Annotated in this window: 21 protein-coding genes; 7 read left to right on the plus strand and 14 right to left on the minus strand. The window is 65.2% G+C overall.

The genetic code is table 11. The features are described from left to right. Positions 1-124: 124 nt before the first annotated feature. Entirely contained in the window at positions 125-781 is a 657-nt protein-coding gene (locus tag KU43P_RS14240; RefSeq protein ID WP_317658019.1) for a CoA transferase subunit B, read from the minus strand. A gap of 35 nt (positions 782-816) precedes the next feature. Then, positions 817-1,515 carry a CoA transferase subunit A gene (locus tag KU43P_RS14245; RefSeq protein ID WP_317658020.1) on the minus strand — a complete coding sequence of 233 codons (699 nt, stop codon included), beginning with the start codon at positions 1,513-1,515 and terminating at the stop codon, positions 817-819. Positions 1,516-1,655: 140 nt separating this feature from the next. On the opposite strand from KU43P_RS14245, the gene KU43P_RS14250 reads away from it, so the two are divergent. Together KU43P_RS14250 and KU43P_RS14255 are read left to right on the plus strand one after the other, a co-directional pair. After that, a complete protein-coding gene (locus KU43P_RS14250) occupies positions 1,656-2,561 on the plus strand; it encodes a LysR family transcriptional regulator (protein ID WP_317658021.1) in 906 nt (301 codons plus the stop codon). After that, positions 2,549-3,370 (plus strand): aldo/keto reductase, encoded by an 822-nt coding sequence (locus KU43P_RS14255; RefSeq protein WP_317658022.1) that lies wholly within the window; start codon positions 2,549-2,551, stop codon positions 3,368-3,370. Before KU43P_RS14250 ends, KU43P_RS14255 begins: the two co-directional genes overlap by 13 nt. Before the next feature lie 111 nt (positions 3,371-3,481). Here KU43P_RS14255 and KU43P_RS14260 read toward each other — a convergent pair whose 3' ends face one another. The 4 genes from KU43P_RS14260 to lexA are packed head-to-tail and all read right to left on the minus strand — an operon-like array spanning position 3,482 to position 9,212. Then, entirely contained in the window at positions 3,482-6,562 is a 3,081-nt protein-coding gene (locus KU43P_RS14260) for an error-prone DNA polymerase (protein WP_317658023.1), read from the minus strand. Then, the gene (locus KU43P_RS14265) at positions 6,559-7,977 is read right to left on the minus strand and encodes a Y-family DNA polymerase (protein WP_317658024.1); all 1,419 of its coding nucleotides are present in this window, start codon (positions 7,975-7,977) and stop codon (positions 6,559-6,561) included. Before KU43P_RS14265 ends, KU43P_RS14260 begins: the two co-directional genes overlap by 4 nt. A 6-nt stretch (positions 7,978-7,983) precedes the next feature. Beyond that, positions 7,984-8,595 carry a translesion DNA synthesis-associated protein ImuA gene (imuA, locus tag KU43P_RS14270; RefSeq protein ID WP_317658025.1) on the minus strand — a complete coding sequence of 204 codons (612 nt, stop codon included), beginning with the start codon at positions 8,593-8,595 and terminating at the stop codon, positions 7,984-7,986. Then, positions 8,595-9,212, minus strand: coding sequence for a transcriptional repressor LexA (gene lexA / locus KU43P_RS14275; RefSeq protein WP_317658026.1), 618 nt, complete (start codon positions 9,210-9,212; stop codon positions 8,595-8,597). The genes imuA and lexA overlap by 1 nt, the downstream gene beginning before the upstream one ends. 93 nt (positions 9,213-9,305) lie before the next feature. On the opposite strand from lexA, the gene KU43P_RS14280 reads away from it, so the two are divergent. Together KU43P_RS14280 and KU43P_RS14285 are read left to right on the plus strand one after the other, a co-directional pair. Continuing rightward, entirely contained in the window at positions 9,306-9,959 is a 654-nt protein-coding gene (locus tag KU43P_RS14280; RefSeq protein ID WP_317658027.1) for an HAD family hydrolase, read from the plus strand. Positions 9,960-10,168: 209 nt separating this feature from the next. Further along, positions 10,169-10,897, plus strand: a complete 729-nt coding sequence (locus KU43P_RS14285; RefSeq protein WP_317658028.1) for a DUF899 domain-containing protein — start codon at positions 10,169-10,171, stop codon at positions 10,895-10,897. 5 nt (positions 10,898-10,902) lie between these two features. On the opposite strand, the gene ureG is transcribed toward KU43P_RS14285, so the two are convergent. Genes ureG through KU43P_RS14325 form a run of 8 tightly spaced genes read right to left on the minus strand, consistent with a single transcriptional unit; the run spans position 10,903 to position 16,468 of the window. After that, positions 10,903-11,526 (minus strand): urease accessory protein UreG, encoded by a 624-nt coding sequence (ureG, locus tag KU43P_RS14290; RefSeq protein ID WP_012314281.1) that lies wholly within the window; start codon positions 11,524-11,526, stop codon positions 10,903-10,905. An 11-nt stretch (positions 11,527-11,537) separates the two neighbouring features. Then, positions 11,538-12,212 (minus strand): urease accessory protein UreF, encoded by a 675-nt coding sequence (locus KU43P_RS14295; RefSeq protein ID WP_317658029.1) that lies wholly within the window; start codon positions 12,210-12,212, stop codon positions 11,538-11,540. Next, complete coding sequence (locus KU43P_RS14300; RefSeq protein WP_317658030.1) at positions 12,212-12,757, minus strand: HupE/UreJ family protein; 546 nt, start codon at positions 12,755-12,757, stop codon at positions 12,212-12,214. Before KU43P_RS14300 ends, KU43P_RS14295 begins: the two co-directional genes overlap by 1 nt. Before the next feature lie 20 nt (positions 12,758-12,777). Further along, positions 12,778-13,275, minus strand: coding sequence for an urease accessory protein UreE (ureE, locus tag KU43P_RS14305; RefSeq protein ID WP_317658031.1), 498 nt, complete (start codon positions 13,273-13,275; stop codon positions 12,778-12,780). A 10-nt stretch (positions 13,276-13,285) separates the two neighbouring features. Then, positions 13,286-14,989, minus strand: a complete 1,704-nt coding sequence (gene ureC / locus KU43P_RS14310) for an urease subunit alpha (protein WP_317658032.1) — start codon at positions 14,987-14,989, stop codon at positions 13,286-13,288. Continuing rightward, positions 14,986-15,303: an urease subunit beta gene (locus KU43P_RS14315; RefSeq protein WP_317663819.1), complete on the minus strand. Its 318-nt coding sequence runs from the start codon at positions 15,301-15,303 to the stop codon at positions 14,986-14,988. Before KU43P_RS14315 ends, ureC begins: the two co-directional genes overlap by 4 nt. Positions 15,304-15,322: 19 nt before the next feature. After that, complete coding sequence (locus KU43P_RS14320) at positions 15,323-15,625, minus strand: urease subunit gamma (protein WP_236235799.1); 303 nt, start codon at positions 15,623-15,625, stop codon at positions 15,323-15,325. Between the two features lie 9 nt (positions 15,626-15,634). Further along, positions 15,635-16,468: an urease accessory protein UreD gene (locus KU43P_RS14325; protein ID WP_317663820.1), complete on the minus strand. Its 834-nt coding sequence runs from the start codon at positions 16,466-16,468 to the stop codon at positions 15,635-15,637. Positions 16,469-16,738: 270 nt separating this feature from the next. On the opposite strand from KU43P_RS14325, the gene KU43P_RS14330 reads away from it, so the two are divergent. From KU43P_RS14330 to KU43P_RS14340, 3 genes are all read left to right on the plus strand, one after another. After that, positions 16,739-17,116 (plus strand): glyoxalase superfamily protein, encoded by a 378-nt coding sequence (locus tag KU43P_RS14330; RefSeq protein ID WP_317658033.1) that lies wholly within the window; start codon positions 16,739-16,741, stop codon positions 17,114-17,116. After that, positions 17,113-17,475: a hypothetical protein gene (locus tag KU43P_RS14335; protein WP_317658034.1), complete on the plus strand. Its 363-nt coding sequence runs from the start codon at positions 17,113-17,115 to the stop codon at positions 17,473-17,475. The genes KU43P_RS14330 and KU43P_RS14335 overlap by 4 nt, the downstream gene beginning before the upstream one ends. Before the next feature lie 199 nt (positions 17,476-17,674). Then, positions 17,675-18,694, plus strand: a complete 1,020-nt coding sequence (locus KU43P_RS14340) for a branched-chain amino acid aminotransferase (protein ID WP_060514178.1) — start codon at positions 17,675-17,677, stop codon at positions 18,692-18,694. The last annotated feature ends 129 nt before the right edge of the window (positions 18,695-18,823 follow it).

An 18,823-nucleotide genomic window follows, 5' to 3' on the forward strand; every position in this document is an offset into this window, starting at 1 on the left:
TGGTTTTATCGGATAACAGAATCAACGCAAAAACCCTGCAGAAACAGGTTCACCCGCGAATGCTCGGGTGAAATCACCGTCGCATTCGCGGGCAAGCCCGCTCCCACAGGGTTGGGGATGTAGCTTAGAAGGTCATCTCCTTCACATCGTCCGGCACGATCAACTTGCCGGCGGTTTTCTCGATGATCTCCTCGACGGTCACTCCCGGCGCGGTCTCGCGCAGGATGAAGGCGCCGTTTTCGATCTCCAGGTAAGCCAGGTCGGTCAGCACCTTGCGGATGCAGCCGGCACCGGTGAGCGGCAGGCTGCACTGTGGCAGCAGCTTGGACTCGCCGTCCTTGGAGGCGTGAGTCATGGTGACGATGATGTTGTCGGCACCGGCCACCAGGTCCATGGCGCCGCCCATGCCCTTGACCAGCTTGCCCGGGATCATCCACGAGGCGATGTTGCCCTGTACGTCCACTTCGAAGGCGCCCAGCACGGTGAGGTCGACGTGGCCGCCACGGATCATGGCGAAGGATTGCGCCGAATCGAAGATCGAGGCGCCGCGGCGGGCGGTGACGGTCTGTTTGCCGGCGTTGATCATGTCGGGGTCGAGGGTGCTCTCGGTGGGAAACTCGCCCATGCCGAGCAGGCCGTTTTCCGACTGCAGCATCACATCCATGTCGGCCGGTACGTAGTTGGCCACCAAGGTCGGGATGCCGATGCCGAGGTTGACGTAGTAGCCGTCCTTCAATTCACGGGCGACGCGTTGCGCCATCTGTTCGCGGGTCAGTGCCATGGTCAGGATCTCTTTGTTGTTCTGGTGGACGGCGCTCAGGCCTTGACGGTGCGCTTTTCGATGCGCTTTTCGAAGCTGCCGACGATGACCCGGTCAACATAGATGCCCGGGGTGTGGATCTCGCTGGGCAACAGCACGCCGGGCTCGACGATCTCTTCCACTTCCACCACGGTGATCTTGCCGGCGGTGGCGGCCAGCGGGTTGAAGTTCTGCGCGGTGTTGCGGTACACCACGTTGCCGTAGTGATCGGCCTTCCAGCCCTTGACGATGGCGAAGTCGCCGGTGATGGACTCTTCGAGGATGTACTTGCGGCCCTTGAACTCGCGCACTTCCTTGCCGTCGGCCACCGGAGTGCCGTAGCCGGTGGCGGTGAAGAAGGCCGGGATGCCAGCGCCGCCTGCGCGCATTTTCTCGGCCAGGGTGCCTTGTGGGGTCAGTTCCACTTCCAGCTCGCCGCTGAGCAGCTGGCGTTCGAACTCGGCGTTTTCACCGACGTAGGACGCGATCATCTTGCGGATCTGCCGGTCTTCCAGCAGTACACCCAGGCCGAAGCCATCGACGCCGCAGTTGTTGGAGACCACGGTCAGGCCCTTGACGCCACGGCGGCGGATTTCGTTGATGAGGTTTTCCGGGATGCCGCACAGGCCGAAGCCGCCAGCCAGCACCGTCATGTTGTCGGTCAGGCCGTCAAGGGCCTCTTCATAAGTTGCTACGCGCTTGTCCAGTCCGGCCATGTTGATCCGCCTTTTGTAGTTGTTGAACCGACGAGGCTGTCGGTGAGCGTGTACCTGCATCTTCACCGCTGGCGACTGATTTGTTAATTTTGTTTTCATCATCGATTGATAATATTTCCAAAACAAACCGTGAGCCTGCCATGAACGTCAAGCAACTGCGCGCCTTCGTCGCCGTGGCCAAGTACCAGAGTTTTGCCCAGGCTGGCGAACACCTGCATGTTTCCCAGCCGGCCCTGAGCCTGACCATCAAGGCGCTGGAAGACAACCTGGGGGGCGCCCTGCTCACCCGCACCACCCGCAGCGTCAGCCTCACGGCCGAGGGAGAGGTGCTGCTGCCGCTGGCCAGGCGCCTGCTGGCCGACTGGGACGACACCGAAGAAATGCTACGCCAGCGCTTCACGTTGCAGCTGGGCCGCGTCTCGGTGGCGGCCATCCCGGCCTTTGCCGGCAACCTGCTACCACATAGCCTCAAGGTGTTTCGCCAACGCTATCCCAAGGTCAACGTCACGGTGCACGACGTGATCAACGAGCAAGTGCTGGAACTGGTGCGCCATCGCCGCGTCGAACTGGGCATCGGTTTCGAGCCGGACAATTGCGATGGCCTGAATTTCCATCCGCTGTACCTGGACCGCTTCGTTGCCGTGGTGCCCGCCGACTCACCACTGGCCTTGCAAAGGCAGGTCAGCTGGGCGCAATTGCTGGCCGAGGATTTCATTGCCCTGCAACGCCCATCGGCCGTGCGCCTGCTGTTGGAGCAGAACGTGGCGGCCTTGCACGGCAAGCTGGCGGTGGCGTTCGAAAGCCATCAGCTTTCAACCATTGGCCGCATGGTCGCCAGCGGCTTGGGCGTCAGTGCGGTGCCGGCGTTGTGCATCAACCAGATGCAGGAACTGGGCGCCCGTTGCGTAACGCTGGTCGACCCCGCCGTGGAGCGTCGCATCGGTGTGATCGCCCTGAGCGACCACAAGCTTTCCACCGCAGCGCAGGCGCTGCTCGAAGTGCTGCTTTCCCACACTCAAGCTCCGGAGGTGACATGCGTTACGTGAATCTGGCAGGTTGCAACGTGCCGGCCATTGGCCAGGGCACCTGGTACATGGGCGAAGACCCGACCCGCAAGGCGGCCGAAGTGGCCGCGCTGCAACAAGGCATCGACCTGGGCATGAGCCTGATCGACACCGCCGAAATGTACGCCGAAGGCGGTGCCGAGGAAGTGGTGGGCCAGGCCATCGCCGGGCGCCGGGACCAGGTGTTCCTGGTCAGCAAGGTCTATCCGCACAATGCCAGCCGGCGCGGTGTCCCGGCGGCCTGTGAACGCAGCCTGAAACGCCTGGGCACTGACGTGATCGACCTGTATCTGCTGCATTGGCGCGGGCAGTATCCGCTCGAAGAAACCGTCGAAGCCTTCGAAAGCTTGCGTGAGCAAGGCAAGATTCGCCGCTGGGGCGTGTCCAACTTCGATGTGGATGACTTGCGAGAGCTGCACAACCCCGACTGCGCCACCAACCAGGTGCTGTACAACCCGACGCAACGTGGCATCGAGTTCGACCTGTTGCCCTGGAGCCGTCAGCGTGGCTTGCCAACCATGGCCTACTGCCCATTGGCCCAGGCCGGGCGGCTGTTGCAGCATCCGTTGTTGCGCGAAATCGCCGAACGTCATGGCGCCACACCGGCTCAGGTCAGCCTGGCCTGGGTGACGCGTGAGGACGGGGTGATCGCCATTCCCAAGGCGGTGGCGCCGGAACATGTGCGGCTGAATGCGGCGGCTGGGGCGTTGGTCTTGACCAGCGAGGATCTGCGGGCGATCGATCGGATGTTCCCGGCGCCGACGCGCAAGCAGCATCTGGCGATGGTCTGATTGGCATTGCATGGGGCTGCTTTGCAGCCAGCCCCCACAGGGACTGCACACACCGTGAGGCCTGTGACGTTCCCTGTGGGAGCCGGCTTGCCGGCGATTGGGCCCATGAAATCAATGAAAATCCCGGCTGCGCACATCCAGCCCACTCAACAGCGGGCTGATATCTTCGAGCCGCCGCGCAATCAGGTGACGCACCCCGTTCTCCTGCTCCAGGCGCCCACTGACCTTGAGCAGTTGCGACCCCACCAAGGCCCGCCGCTGGCGCTCGGCAAGATCCCGCCAGACCACCACATTGACCATGCCGAACTCGTCCTCCAAGGTCACGAAGGTCACTCCGCTGGCCGTCTGTGGCCGCTGCCGCCCCACCACCAGCCCGGCTACGGCGATCGCATCGCCATGCTCGACACCCGCCAGCTCGCTCGAACTGCGACAGCCCAGCGCGCGCAGCCGAGGGCGCAGCAGGTGCAGCGGGTGTGGACCGAGGGTAGTACCCAGCGTGTCGTAATCGGCTACCAGGTCTTCGCCCACGGTGGGCGCCGGTAAGGCCACCGCAACCTCAGGTGCAGCCTCCAGGTCCGCGAACAACGGTAGCTGGGGCTGCACCGCAGCCACCTGCCAGCGTGCCTGATGACGGTCGTGGGCCAGTGCACACAGCGCGCCGGCATCGGCCAGCCGGGCACGGGCGCGGCCATCCAGACTTGCACGCAAGCACAGGTCCTCGACATCCCGCCAGGGCCGCTGCGCCCTCGCCTGCTCCAGCCGCCGGGCATCGGCTTCGGCGAAACCGCGGATCTGTCGCAACCCCAGGCGTATGGCCAGGCTACCCTGGCCATACGGCTCCAGGGTGCAATCCCACTCGCTATGGAACACATCCACCGGTCGCACCTCGATGTCCTGGCGCCGTGCCTCCTGCAACAGCTGGTCGGGGCTGTAGAACCCCATCGGCCAGCTGTTGACCAGCGCGCAGGTGAAGATCGCCGGTTCGTGGCACTTGAGCCAGCTGCTGGCATAACACAGCAAGGCAAAACTGGCCGCATGCGACTCGGGGAAGCCATAACTGCCAAAGCCCTTGATCTGCTCGAAGATGCGTTCGGCAAAGGCCAGGTCGTACCCATTGCGCAGCATCCCCTCGATCAGGCGCACGCGGTGCGGCTCAAGGCCGCCGTGGCGTTTCCAGGCGGCCATGCTGCGGCGTAGCTGGTCGGCCTCGCCGGGGCTGTAGTCGGCGGCGACCATGGCCAGCTCCATGACCTGCTCCTGGAACAGCGGCACACCCAAGGTGCGCCCGAACACTTCCTTGAGCTTGGGCGATGGGTAGGTCACCGGTTCCTGCTTCAAGCGCCGACGCAGGTACGGATGCACCATGTCCCCTTGAATCGGCCCGGGACGCACGATGGCCACCTCGATCACCAGGTCATAGAAGGTGGTGGGCTTGAGCCGCGGCAGCATGGCCATTTGCGCCCGCGATTCGATCTGGAACACGCCCATGGTTTCGGCCCGGCTGATCATGGCGTAGGTGGCCGGGTCTTCGCTGGGGATGGTCGCCAGGGTCAACTGGCGACCACGGTGGCGCTGCAGCAGGTCGAAACAGCGGCGCAAGGCGCTGAGCATGCCCAGGGCGAGCACATCGACCTTGAGCAGGCCCATCATGTCCAGGTCGTCCTTGTCCCACTGGATCACCGTGCGCTCGGCCATGGCTGCGTTTTCCACCGGCACCAGTCGATCCAGCGGCTGTTCGGAAATCACGAAGCCACCGGGGTGCTGGGACAGGTGGCGGGGAAAGCCGATCAACTGCCCGGCCAGCAGCAGGATGCGCTGCAAGGACGGGCTGGCCGGCTCGAAACCCGCCTCGGCCAGGCGCTGTTCATCGGGAATGCGGTCGGTCCAGCGGCCGCAGCACTTGGCCAGGGCGTCGACCTGGTCGGCAGGCAGGCCCAGCACCCGGGCGACATCCCGCACCGCCCCGGCGGCGTGATAGGTATTGACCACCGCCGTGAGTGCGGCGCGATGCCGGCCATAGCGGCGGAACACGTACTGGATCACTTCCTCGCGCCGGTCATGCTCGAAATCCACGTCGATATCGGGAGGCTCGTTGCGCTCGCGAGACAGGAAGCGCTCGAACAGCAGGCGGTGTTCCATGGGGTCCAGTTCGGTGATGCCCAGCACGAAGCACACCACCGAGTTGGCCGCCGAACCACGCCCCTGGCAGAGAATATGCTGGCTGCGGGCGAAGGCGACGATGTCGTGCACGGTGAGAAAGTAACTTTCGTAACCCAGCTCTTCGATCAGCGCGAGCTCTTTTGCCAGAACTTCACGGACCCTCTCGCTCGGCCCGGCCGGCCAGCGCAGGGGTAAGCCGCGTTCGCACAACACGCTGAGCCAGCTTGCCGGCGTATGACCCTCGGGTACCAATTCACGCGGGTACTGGTACTTCAGCTCGGCCAGGTCGAAGCGGCAACGTTCGGCGATGCGCAAGGTTTCGGCCATCAAATCGGGTGGGTGCAGTTCGGCCAGTTGTTCCAAGGTGCGCAGGTGGCGCTCGCCATTGGCGAACAGGAACCGCCCTGCCTCGGCGACGCTGCAATGCTGGCGGATCGCAGTCATGCAGTCCTGCAGGGCGCGCCGACCACGCGCATGCATGTGCACATCACCACAGGCCACGGCAGGGACGCCTAGCTGCACCGCCAGGCTGCGCAACCGCGCCAGTCGAGCCTGGTCATCGCAGCCTCGGTGCAGGTGCACGCCCAGCCACAGACGCTCGGCGAACAACTCGTGAAGCCACTGGCTCGTGGCCGAATCGCTCGGGTCATCGGCCAGCCAGATTGCCAGCAGCCCGGCATGGTGCTGGCGCAAGTCGTCGCCGAACAGCTGGTACTCGCCCTTCTGAGCCCGCCGCCGCGCACGGGTAATCAAGGCGCACAGGTTCTGGTAGCCAGTGAGGTTCTCCACCAGCAGCACCAGTTTCGGGCCATCCTGCAGGCGCATCTCGCTGCCGACGATCAAGCGCAGTTGCTGCTCCTTGGCCGCCTGCCAGGCCCGCACGATACCAGCCAGAGTGCACTCGTCGGTGATGGCCAGGGCCTGGTAGCCCTGCTCACGGGCGCGGCGAAACAGCTCTTCGGCGCTTGAGGCTCCGCGCTGAAAGCTGAAGTTGGACAGGCAATGCAGTTCGGCGTAACCCACGCTGCTCATGCGAACCAGCCTTGCAGCCACAGCGAGCCGGGCTGAGCCAGGTCGCGATAGGCCCAGCCCCGAAGCCCTTCGCGGGTTTCGATGCGGTAATAGTCGCGGCGCACATCGCCACCGTCCCACCAGCCCGACTCGATGCGCTCGGCCTGGCTCAACAGCGTGTGGTCCAGGGCATCCAGGGCCAAAGGTTGCGGTAGCAACCAGCCTGGGCGGCTGCCTGGCTGGGCCTGCAGGCTGCCAGGTGCCCCTTGCTCGGCCACTTGCCAGGCGTATTCCGGGCGGTGGTCGGCTTCGGCACGCAGCCCTGTCACTGCGTCATCGCCCAGACGGGCGCGCAAGCGCTCGCGTAACTGATCCCAAGGCTGAGCCTGCTGCGCACGCGGGTCGAACAGCGCCTGGTGCTGGGGCACGAAGGGCGGCAGGTCGGTGGCTACCAACCGCAGGTTGCGCACCGGGGCCGGGATACGCAGTGGCTCCAGGCGACCGCGGGCCAGTTCGAACAGCATCGCCGCATCCCGCTCGGCAGCCAGCAGGCCAACCTGCAGGAGCGTGTCCGGGCCTTCGGCATGCTCCAGATGCAGGCAGAAACGCTGCACACCGCAATCTCGCCCGGCGAGGAAAGCGGCCAGGTCATTGAGCATGCGCCGAAGGGGAAACAACAGGGCCTGGTGCGACTCGACGTCGAAATTGAGCTCCAAGCGCGTTTCGAAACGATCGGGCGGCTGGTAGAAATCAAGGCCCAGGGTACGCATGCCGAGCAATTGATCCAGGTGCAACTGCACCTGAGCCGAAAACCGTTTGGCCAAGGCATCGCGTGGCAAGGCCAGCACCTGGCCAAGCTGACGCAGGCCCATGCGGGCAAAGGCTTCGGCTGACTCCTCGGGCAGCCCCACACGGGCGATGGGCATGCCTGCCAGTGCGGCACGGGTTGCTTGGGGGCAAGTCAGGGCAAGGCCGTCATGGCCGTTGGCAAGCATGCGCGCCGCCACGGGGTTGGTGGCCAGCACGATACGCTGACGCAGCCCCAGTGCGGTCAATTCTTCGCGCAAGCGCGCCTCGAACACGGGCCAGGGGCCGAACAAGTTCAGGCTGGAGCCTACTTCCAACAGCAGTGCCCGCGGGTAATGCAGGCTTACCTGGGCACTGAAACGATAGGCCCAGGCCGCGAGCAACTGCTGAAGCTGCTCGATGCGCGCGGCATCGGCTTCGACACAATGAAAACCGTCGGCCATGGCCCGGGCGGCGGTCAGGCTCTGCCCGGCGCGCAGCCCCAGGGCCGCTGCGGCCGGGTTGACGGCCTGCAGTACTCGGCGCTGGCTCGGCCCGCCGATCAATACCAGTGGCGAATCGGCGTCGTCACGTTCGCGCAGGATCGAGTCCAGCGCCAACTGCGGCAGAAGAATGCAGGCCCAGAGCATGCTGCATCAGCCCCGCCCGATGGGCGCCGCCGGCGGCAGACCGCCGCGGCACTTGAGCACACGCCACTGCGCAGGCTGGGTGTCGATGGCAATACGCAGCGCTGCAGGTGAAGGGTTGTGCGCTGCCTGTTGCGGCCGACAGGCAATGGCCAGGGCCTGGCCCGTTTCGGCTGCCACCTGCAAGCGCCGCAGGGCACGGTCGTCGGCCCGCTGCGGCCAGCACAGCACAGCGGCGCAACTGCCAGAACGCAGGCACTGTTCGGCGGCCCAGAGGGCGTCCTGGCTATCGGCATCGACCTGAACCAGCCAGCGCAAGTCCACCCCCGCCGCTTGCCAGGCCGGGGCATAGGGTATGAACGGTGGCGCCACCAGCACCACCCGCCCGCCCTCACCCGTGAGCCGAGCCAGCGAAGGCCACAGCAACTGCAACTCACCGCAACCAGGGCTGGCCAACAGCAGTTCGCTGAGCGCCGCCACCGGCCAGCCACCTTCGGGCAAGCGCCCGTCGAGCGCTGCATGGCCAGTGGGCTGCAAACCGGTCGGGCGTGTCTGTACCTGCCGCCCGCGCCAGACATGGCGCTGATCCAGCAGCCGATCGAGATCGACCACCGCGCCCATCAGTCGCGCCTCAACAGGCCACAGAACACGCCTTCGATGAAGAATTCGCGGTCCGGCCCGACATCGATCGGCGCATAGGCTGGGTTACGGGGCAATAACCGATAGCCACCGGGTTGGCGTTGCAGGCGCTTGATGGTGACTTCGCCGTCCAGGCGAGCAACCACGATCTGGCCGTCACGGGCATCGCCCTGCTGGCGGATCCCCACCAGGTCGCCATCGAAGATGCCGTCATCGACCATCGAGTCGCCGCGCACCTTGAGCAGGTAGTCCGGGGTTCGGCGGAACAGGCTGGGGTCGAGCAGCAACTGCTCGTGGATGCCCAGGTCCGCACCTATGGGGGCACCCGCCGCCACCTGGCCCAGCACCGGCACTTCGAGGATCTCTGGGCGGCGCAACGGCTCGGCCAGGCGAATGCCGCGCGCCTGGTTCGGGGTGACGTCGATGTAGCCCGCCTGGCACAGCGCCGTGATGTGCTTGCGCGCCACGCTGCGCGAGGCGAAGCCGAAGCGGCTGGCGATGTCGGCCAGGCTCGGTGGCTGGCCATGGTCGGCAATACGCTCGCGGATGAAATCGAGGATTGCCCGGCGTTTGGGAGTGAGATTGTCCATGGAGTACATTTGTACTCTTTTTGGCGTGCACTGAACAGCCCCCTTCGTCGTCACCATTCGCTATCATCCCCTGGCTTGTGTTTTCAACTCTCTGGATACCTGATGCTGACCGCCCTGCTGTTCGACCTCGACGGAACCTTGACCGACACCGACACCCTGCATTTGCAGGCGTTTCGCCAGTTGCTGCACGATTACGACGGGCGCGAGCTGACCCAGGCGCAATTCGATGCCCAGGTCAGCGGCCGGGCCAATGGCGAGTTGTTCGCCGACTTGTTTCCCCAGGCCAGCGCGCTGCAATGCCAGGCCTTGGCCGAACGCAAGGAGGCGCTGTTCCGCGAGATGGCCCCGGCACTCGAACCGATGCCGGGGCTGCTGCGTCTGCTGGAGCATGCCCAAGCGCACGGGATCGGCCTGTGCGTGGTGACCAACGCGCCTCGGCTCAATGCCGAGCACATGCTGGCGGCGATGGGCCTGGGCGAGCGCTTCGAGCATGTGCTGGTGGCCGAGGAGCTGGCGCGCGCCAAGCCTGATCCCTTGCCCTACCTGACCGGGCTGGAGCGCCTGCAGGCAGTCGCCGGCCAGGCACTGGCGTTCGAAGATTCGCTGCCGGGGGTGAAGGCGGCCAGTGCTGCGGGGATCTTTACCGTGGGGATTGCGACGACGCAGACGGCCGAGCGGTTGATGGCTGCCGGCGCAAAGTTGGTGGTGGATGATTTCGATGATCCGCGACTGTGGGCGCTGATCGAATCCCTGTAGAGGGGAGTTGCGCGATCCCTGTGGGAACCGGCTGGCCGGCGATGAGGGTCTGACAGGCAAGCGTCGGCCTGTTCGGGCCCTATCGCCGGCAAGCCGGCTCCTACAGGATCTTCGCTGTCCTGGCCATTCGTCGCCCTGCTCTCTTGCCTGTCGAAACAGGCCGCGCCCGCTCGACCATCCTTTGAATCCCCCAGCGCGGAGTCACCGCCATGAGCCATTCAGAAAAAGGTCACGAGGTCGTCTCGCGCAGCCAATGGCTGGCTGCACGCCGGCAACTGTGGTTGCACGAAAAAGCCTTCACCCATCAGCGCGATGAACTGGCCGCCGCCCGCCGCGCCCTGCCTTGGGTCAAGGTCGAGCACGACTATCGCTTTCACGGGCCGGACGGCGAACTGAGCCTTGCCGACCTGTTCGCCGGGCGCAGCCAGTTGCTGCTCTACCACTTCATGTTCGTCGAAGGCTGGAGCGAAGGCTGCCCCGGCTGCTCGTTCCTGGCCGACCACTTCGATGGCGCCAACCTGCACCTGGCGCATCACGATGTGTCGCTGGTTGCCGTGTCGCGGGCGCCCTACGCCGAGTTCCAGGCGTTCCGCCAGCGCATGGGCTGGCGTTTCCCCTGGTATTCGTCGCAGGGCAGCGGCTTCAACGAAGACTTCGGGGTCAGTGTCGGTAGCCAGGGCGAACGGCAGTACAACTACGAACCCTACACCGGCAATGAAGCCGAACTGCCGGGTTTGAGCGCCTTCTACCGGGAGCAGGACGGCACGGTGTACCACACCTACTCGACCTACGCCCGCGGGTTGGACATCCTGGTCAACACCTACAACTTCCTCGATATCGCGCCGCTGGGGCGCAACGAGGCCGGGACCATGGACTGGGTGCGGCACCACGATCGCTACGAGGAGCAACCCGGGAAGCCGCACTGCTGCCATGAGTGATGGACTCAGCCCCTCACACCGAGCATGCCGCGCTCGACGATGAAGTCGATCACCGCCTGCAGGCCATCGCCTTTCTTCAGGTTGCTGAAAGTCCAGGGGCGCTCAGGGCGCATGCGCTGGGTGTCGCGCTCCATCACCTCGAGCGAGGCCCCCACATAGGGCGCGAGGTCGGTCTTGTTGATCACCAGGAAGTCGGACTTGGTGATGCCAGGGCCGCCCTTGCGCGGGATCTTCTCGCCCTCGGCCACGTCGATGACGTAGATGGTCAGGTCGGCCAGCTCTGGGCTGAAGGTGGCGCTGAGGTTGTCGCCACCGCTTTCCACGAAGATCACTTCCAGGTTGCCGAACTTGCGCGCCAGCGCTTCAACGGCCGCCAGGTTCATCGAGGCATCCTCGCGGATCGCCGTGTGCGGGCAGCCGCCGGTCTCCACGCCAACGATACGCTCGGGCTCCAGCGCGCCGGCCTCGGTCAGGATGCGCTGGTCTTCCTTGGTATAGATGTCATTGGTGACCACGGCGATCTGGTAGTGGTCGCGCATGGCCTTGCACAGGCACTCGAGCAGCGCGGTCTTGCCAGAGCCGACAGGGCCGCCGACACCGACGCGCAGGGGTTGCTGATAGCTTTGCATGTAGGCAGTCCTCAGGAACGGAACAATCGGGTGTATTGGGTTTCGTGACGCGATGAGGCAATCGCCAGCAACGGTAGGCCACCGCCGAGCTGGTCGTCTTCAAGGGCCAGGGCCTGGTCGAGCAGCCCGGGCAATGCTTCGCCCAGGTCACGCAGCAAGGTCTGGGCCGCCTGCTGGCCGAACGGCACCAGCTTGACCCCGGCCATCACCGCACCTTCGAGCCAGGCGAAGGCATGGCCCAGGGCGAGCTGGCGCAGCGGGATCGACCAGTGCACGGCCAGCCAGGCCATGCCGCCCAGCTGGCTGAGTTCGAGGCTGGGACGCCAGGCAGGGGCCTGCCCCAACTGCCAGCCATCGAGCAAGCGGGCAAAGGCCGAACCGCGCTGCTGCTCTTCAAGGCGCAGTTCGGCGGTTTCGCGGTTAGCCAGCAGAAAGCGGCTCCAGCGGCTGAACGCCTCGGCATCATCGGCCTGGCAGGCGTGGTACAGGCGCGCCAGCACCGGCCAGTCCAGGCAGGCAAGGGTGTCGTGCAGCTGTTCGTGCTGCCAGGCACTGAAACCGGCAGCATCACGCACCCAGCCCGCCTCCACGGCCCACTCCAGGCCCTGCGAGTACGTGAAGCCACCCACCGGCAGGCCGGGGCTGGCCAGCTGCAACAGGCGCAGCAGTGCCAGGTCGCTGTTCATCAACCGGCCAGCACCAAGGCTGCACCGGCCAGCATGCCGCCGCCAAACGCCTTCTGCAGGCCGCTATGACGGCGCAGCAGGCAACCGAGCGCAAAGCCCACCACCAGCAGCAGGCCGCTGACCGTGACGAAACCGGCACTGAACTGCCAGAACGCGCTGGGGGTGGCTTCCACGCCATGGGCCCAGCCGTGGAACAGGGCGAACACCGGCATCGCCAACGCCAGCAGCAACTGCCGGCTGGGCAACAGCACGGCGGCGGCCGCGACCAGCACGGACACGGCGATCAGGGTTTCCATGCCTACCACGTCACCGAACAGGTGGCCGCACACGGCGCCGGCGAACATGGCCGCCAGGGTTGCCAGCGGCAGGCTCAGGTTGCGTCGGGTAAGCGCCGCCAGCACGCCGGTTCCCAGCAGCATCAGCAGGTGATCGAGCCCGGTCAGCGGGTGCAGCAGGCCATCGTGCAACGGGTTGCTGTCGTGGCCGGGGTGGGCGAAGGCTGGCAACGCGACCATCAGCAGGGCAAGGGCGAAAGTCTTTTTCATGGGTATCTCCATCAGGCAGATCAGGAATGGGCTGGCAGGCGCACGAACGGGTGATCATGGCCATGGCCATGGCTGTGGCTGTGGCTGTGTGGCGCGCTCTGGTAGGCGCCGGCTTCCGGCTCGAACGGTGCCTGCTCGGTGGCCACCGTCAGGCCCAGGCCACGCAGCATGTCGTCGAGCACATGGTCGTGCTGGTAGCGCAACAGGCCAGGTTCGATCTGCAGCGGCACATGGCGATTGCCCAGGTGGTAGGCGGCGCGGGCCAGCAGGTGCGGGTCGTCGCAGCGCACCGTCGACACCCGTTCGGCAGCCGCGAGCACGCGCACCACCTGGGTGCCATCGGCGTCGGCCAGCAACTCGCCGCCACGCAGCAGGTGGCCGCGCTCAAGCATCAGGCCGGCTTCGCGGCCGTCGTCGAGGGTCACGCGTAGCCGGCTCTTGATCCGGCTGTCGACGTCCAGGGTCAGGGTGCCGGTGACCGTGTCGGCGGCGCCGATCCGGCGGGTCAGGACAATCATCTTCACTCCTTCAGAACAGGAAATAACGTTGGGCAAGCGGCAGTTCGCGGGCCGGCTCGCACACCAGCAGCTCACCATCGGCGCGCACCTGGTAGGTCTGCGAATCGACTTCGATCAGCGGTTGCAGTGAGTTGTGCACCATGTCGGCCTTGCGCACCAGGCGGCAGCCATGGGCCACGCCGATCAGGCTCTGCAGCCCCAGTTCCCCGGCCAGGCCACGGTCCATGGCGGCCTGGGGCAGGAATGTCATGCGCGTGGCATGGCGGGCCGCGCCGAGGGCACCGAACATGGGCCGGTAGTGCACCGGCTGCGGAGTCGGGATCGAACCGTTGATGTCGCCCATGGGGGCGGTAACGATCATCCCGCCCTTGATCACCAGGGCCGGCTTGACTGCGAAGAAGGCCGGCGCCCACAGCACCAGGTCGGCCAGCTTGCCCACTTCCACCGAACCGACTTCATGGGCGATGCCATGGGTCAGCGCCGGGTTGAGGGTGTACTTGGCGATGTAGCGCTTGACTCGGAAGTTGTCGCTGTAGCTGCTGTCGGGGGCCAACGGCCCCCGGCGCAGCTTCATTTGGTGCGCCACCTGCCAGGTGCGCAGCACCACCTCGCCAACCCGGCCCATGGCCTGGGAGTCGGACGAGGTCATGGCGAAGGCCCCCATGTCGTGCAGGATGTCCTCGGCGGCAATGGTTTCGCGGCGGATGCGCGACTCGGCGAACGCCACGTCTTCGGCAATGCTCGGGTCCAGGTGGTGGCAGACCATGAGCATGTCCAGGTGCTCGTCGACGGTGTTGACCGTGTACGGCAAGGTCGGGTTGGTCGAGGACGGCAGCACATTGGCCTGCCCTGCTGCACGGATGATGTCCGGGGCATGGCCGCCGCCGGCACCTTCGGTGTGGAAGGTATGGATGGTGCGGTCGCCGATGGCGGCCAGGGTGTCTTCGATGCAACCGGACTCGTTGAGGGTGTCGGTGTGGATCGCCACCTGGATGTCCATTTCTTCCGCCACACCCAGGCAGCAGTCGATGGCGGCCGGGGTCGACCCCCAGTCCTCGTGCAACTTCAGGCCCACCGCACCGGCGGCGATCTGCTCGCGCAAGGCTTCGGGCCGCGAGGCATTGCCCTTGCCCAGCAGGCCGATGTTGATCGGCAGGCAATCGGCGGCCTGCAGCATACGCGCCAGGTACCACGGCCCCGGCGTGCAGGTGGTGGCGTTGGTGCCGGTGGCCGGCCCGGTGCCGCCACCGATGAAGGTGGTCACGCCACTGGTCAGCGCTTCTTCTACCTGCTGCGGGCAGATGAAGTGGATGTGCGAATCGATACCGCCGGCGGTGACGATCTTGCCTTCGGCGGCAATCACTTCGGTGCCTGGGCCAACCGGCACGGTCACGCCCGGCTGTACATCGGGGTTGCCGGCCTTGCCGATGGCCGCGATGCGCCCGTGCTTGACGCCGATATCGGCCTTGACGATGCCCCAGTGGTCGATGATCAGGGCATTGGTCAGCACCAGGTCCATGGCCTGGGCAGCCAGCATCTGGCCCTGGCCCATGCCGTCGCGGATCACCTTGCCACCGCCGAACTTGACCTCTTCGCCATAGACCGTGAAGTCCTTCTCGACTTCAACCCACAATGCGGTGTCGGCCAGGCGCACACGGTCGCCGACCGTGGGGCCGAACATGTCGGCGTAGGCCCTGCGCGAAATACGGCTCATACCCTACCCTCCAGTGCACCCATCACCTTGCCCTGGAAGCCGTATACCTCGCGCTTGCCGGCATAGGCGACCAGCTGCACGGTACGCGATTGGCCCGGTTCGAAGCGCACGGCGGTACCGGCCGGGATATCGAGGCGGAAACCGAGCGTCGGCTCGCGCTCGAACACCAACGCGTCATTGACCTCGTAGAAGTGGTAGTGCGAGCCGACCTGCACCGGTCGATCACCATGGTTGGCCACGCTGACGCTGACCGTTGCACGGCCGACATTGAGCTCGATGTCGCCGTCGGCTACCTGAATTTCACCTGGAATCATGCTGGGCTCCTGCGCCAGGTCAGACGATGGGGTCATGCACGGTCACCAGCTTGGTGCCGTCGGGGAACGTGGCCTCGACCTGCACGTCATGGAGCATCTCGGCAACGCCGTCCATGACCTGCTCACGGCCGATCACTTCGCGGCCCAGGCTCATCAACTCGGCCACGGTGCGACCATCGCGGGCGCCTTCGAGCACCGCAGCGCTGATCAACGCCACCGCTTCCGGGTAGTTGAGCCTGAGGCCACGGGCCAAGCGCCGTTCAGCCAGCAGTGCGGCAGTGAACAGCAGCAGTTTGTCTTTCTCTCTTGGGGTCAGCTCCATGGCGCTCTCTCAAGTGGCCCAGATGCGCGGCGGGCACGCGGGCAGGCCGAGAACGGCCGGCCGCAAGACGTGCCATAAGCGTTGCAGGGTGCGTTGCAGGTGTTGGTTGTCGTGGTCGAGCAGGCGGATCACCAGCAGCGAGCCGAGCAAGGTGGCGCCCGCTGGCGTGTCGAGCCCATCGAGCAGTGCCCGGGCCTGCTCCAGCACGGCCGGGTTGGCAGGTGATGCGCAGAAGGTGGCGGACAACGGGTGCCCAGCCAATTTGGCCAGCTGGCCGCCGCTGATGCGCAGGCGCTCGTGCAGGCCAGGTTCGTCGGGCAGTTCGATGTGCAGGCGACTGTCCAGGGCGCCCTGATCGAAGCGTTCGCTCATCACCGGGCGGCCCAGGCACAGGGTTTCCCAGGCCAGCAGCCGAGCGCCGGGCTCCAGGGTGAAGCGGCTGTCCAGGCTGGCGCGGGCGCCCGAGAAGAAGATGCTGTCCTGGGGCAGCCATTCCAGGGTGCTGCCGGCTTGCAGGTGAAAGCGCTGAGCCAAGTAGGCGGTAGGGCCGATGCTGCGGTAGAACTTGCTCGCCCCGGGCATGGTCAGCAGAGCATGGCTGCCGGGTTCCAGGTGAATGTCCAGCTCCAACCGGTCACCGGCGACGATGCCGCCGGGCGGGTGCAGCACATAGACATGGCACGGCGCGCCTTCCGGATAGAATGGCCGCTGCACCAAAAGAGGTCCGAAATGACGGCGCGCACCAAGGCGGGTCACGCCCTCGCGCTCGACGAAGCGCAACTGCAGGTGGGCGCTCCAGCCTGCATCCATTTCAAATTTCTTCACCTGCAAGGCAAGCGACATCCCACAGACCCCGATTTTCATGGCCTCTCGGCCGCCCAGAGCGATCAGGTTCATCCGCCAACGCGTGACTGGCCTGACCACTCGATCAAATTCGCTGGCTGGGATATAGCAGTTAGCGGGCCAACTACGCAGGTGAAGGCAGATGAAATCTTCTTTGCGATGGCTCTGGGATGGGGCATTCAATGGGTTGGCGCACAATACGAGCGCGCACCTTGGCCCCGTTCCGGTGCTGCGCTACAGTCGTGCTTTACCCACGGCCAAGGAACCGCCATGTCTCTCGCCCCCGCCATCCCTGTGCTGCGAATCTTCTCGGTCGACAAGGCCAAGGAGTTCTACCTCGATTTCCTCGGGTTCACCCTGGACTGGGAACACCGTTTCAGCCCAGACCTGCCGCTGTATGCGCAAATTCGCCGAGACGGGCTGATCCTGCACCTGAGCGAACACCACGGCGACGCCTGCCCTGGCTCGACCGTGTTTGCCAGGACCGAAGACCTGCGCGCGCTGGAGCGCGAGCTGCAAGACAAGCGATACGGCTACTCCCGCCCAGAGGCAGAACCTGTCGACTGGGGCCTGCAGATGCAGATTCGCGACCCGTTCGGCAACTTGCTGCGCTTCTGCCAGCAGATCGACGACGAAGCTGCCCAGTGAAGCCTGTGAGCAAACGTGAGCTGGCGCGCCTGGAGCGTGAGCTGGTCGCCTGCCTGACCGACGCCTGCGAAACCGCCAAGGCAGAAATCGTCGGGTTCAGCTGGCTGACCCATCGCCTTGACCCGGGCCAGTTTCCGGCCAGTCTGCGTATCACCTGGGTCTTCGAGCACGAGGCCGACAAGGCCGCAGCGCTGGCAGGCGATGCGAAAGCGCGCATGCTGTTACTGACGTCCCAGGCGCTCGACGAGGCCGGCGTGCAGCTGGATCACCCGGCGTGGCATGTGCGGTTTGACAGCGAAGAAGCCTGCGCGCGCAGCCATGCGGGCGACTGGAACAAGCGACTTGAGGGCTGCAGATAGAAATGCAGCGTCTATGGATAAAGCGCCGCGCGGGCGGCGCTCTATCTCATGAACACTAAAAATCCGCCGACATGCACCTACTGGCCCCGCCAATTCGTGACTGGCCGTTCCCGATCCGCGGCGGATGTATTATCGTGGCGTGGTGCGCATATAACAGCAGCCCGAGCGATCGGGCATCTGCAAGACAATCGAGGGTGTCATGAGTAACGAGAGCATTAACTGGGACAAGCTGGGCTTCGACTACATCAAGACCGACAAGCGCTACCTGTCGGTATGGCGCAATGGTGAGTGGGACAAAGGCACCCTGACCGAAGACAATGTGCTGCACATCAGTGAAGGCTCCACCGCCCTGCACTATGGCCAGCAATGCTTCGAAGGCCTGAAGGCCTACCGTTGCAAGGACGGCTCGATCAACCTGTTCCGCCCAGACCAGAATGCTGCCCGCATGCAGCGCAGTTGCGCGCGCCTGCTGATGCCGCAGGTGCCGACCGATGTGTTCATCGAAGCCTGCAAGCAGGTCGTCAAGGCCAACGAGAAGTTCGTCCCGCCGCACGGCAAGGGCGCTCTGTACCTGCGTCCGTTCGTGATTGGTACCGGCGACAACATCGGCGTGCGTACCGCCCCCGAGTTCATTTTCTCGGTGTTCGCCATCCCGGTTGGCTCGTACTTCAAGGGCGGCATGAAGCCGCACAACTTCCAGATCTCCAGCTTCGACCGTGCGGCCCCGCAAGGCACCGGCGCAGCCAAGGTCGGCGGCAACTACGCGGCCAGCCTGCAGCCGGGCGCCGAGGCGAAGAAGGCCAACTTCGCCGACGCTATCTACCTCGACCCGCTGACCCACACCAAGATCGAGGAAGTCGGTTCGGCCAACTTCTTCGGCATCACCGCCAACAACGAGTTCGTCACCCCGAAATCGGCCTCGGTACTGCCAGGCATCACCCGCCTGTCGCTGATGGAACTGGCACAATCGCGCCTGGGCCTGACCGTGATCGAAGGCGATGTCGAGATCAACAAGCTCGACCGCTTCATCGAAGCCGGCGCTTGCGGCACTGCTGCGGTGATCACCCCGATCGGTGGTATCGAGTACAACGGCAAGCTGCACGTGTTCCACGACCTGGAAAAAGTCGGCCCGGTGACCCAGAAGCTCTACAACGAGCTGACCGGCATCCAGAGCGGTGACGTCGAGGCGCCGGCTGGCTGGATCGTCAAGGTCGCCTGAGGAGTGCCACATTGAAAACGGGGTATGCCAATGATTGGCATACCCCGTTTTTTTTGGCTGCCTGCACTGGCGCTATCGCCGGCAAGCCGGCTCCCACAGGTTCTGCGTCGCCCTCACTGTGGGAGCCAG

This window comes from Pseudomonas sp. KU43P, assembly GCF_033095865.1.
Classification (GTDB): domain Bacteria; phylum Pseudomonadota; class Gammaproteobacteria; order Pseudomonadales; family Pseudomonadaceae; genus Aquipseudomonas.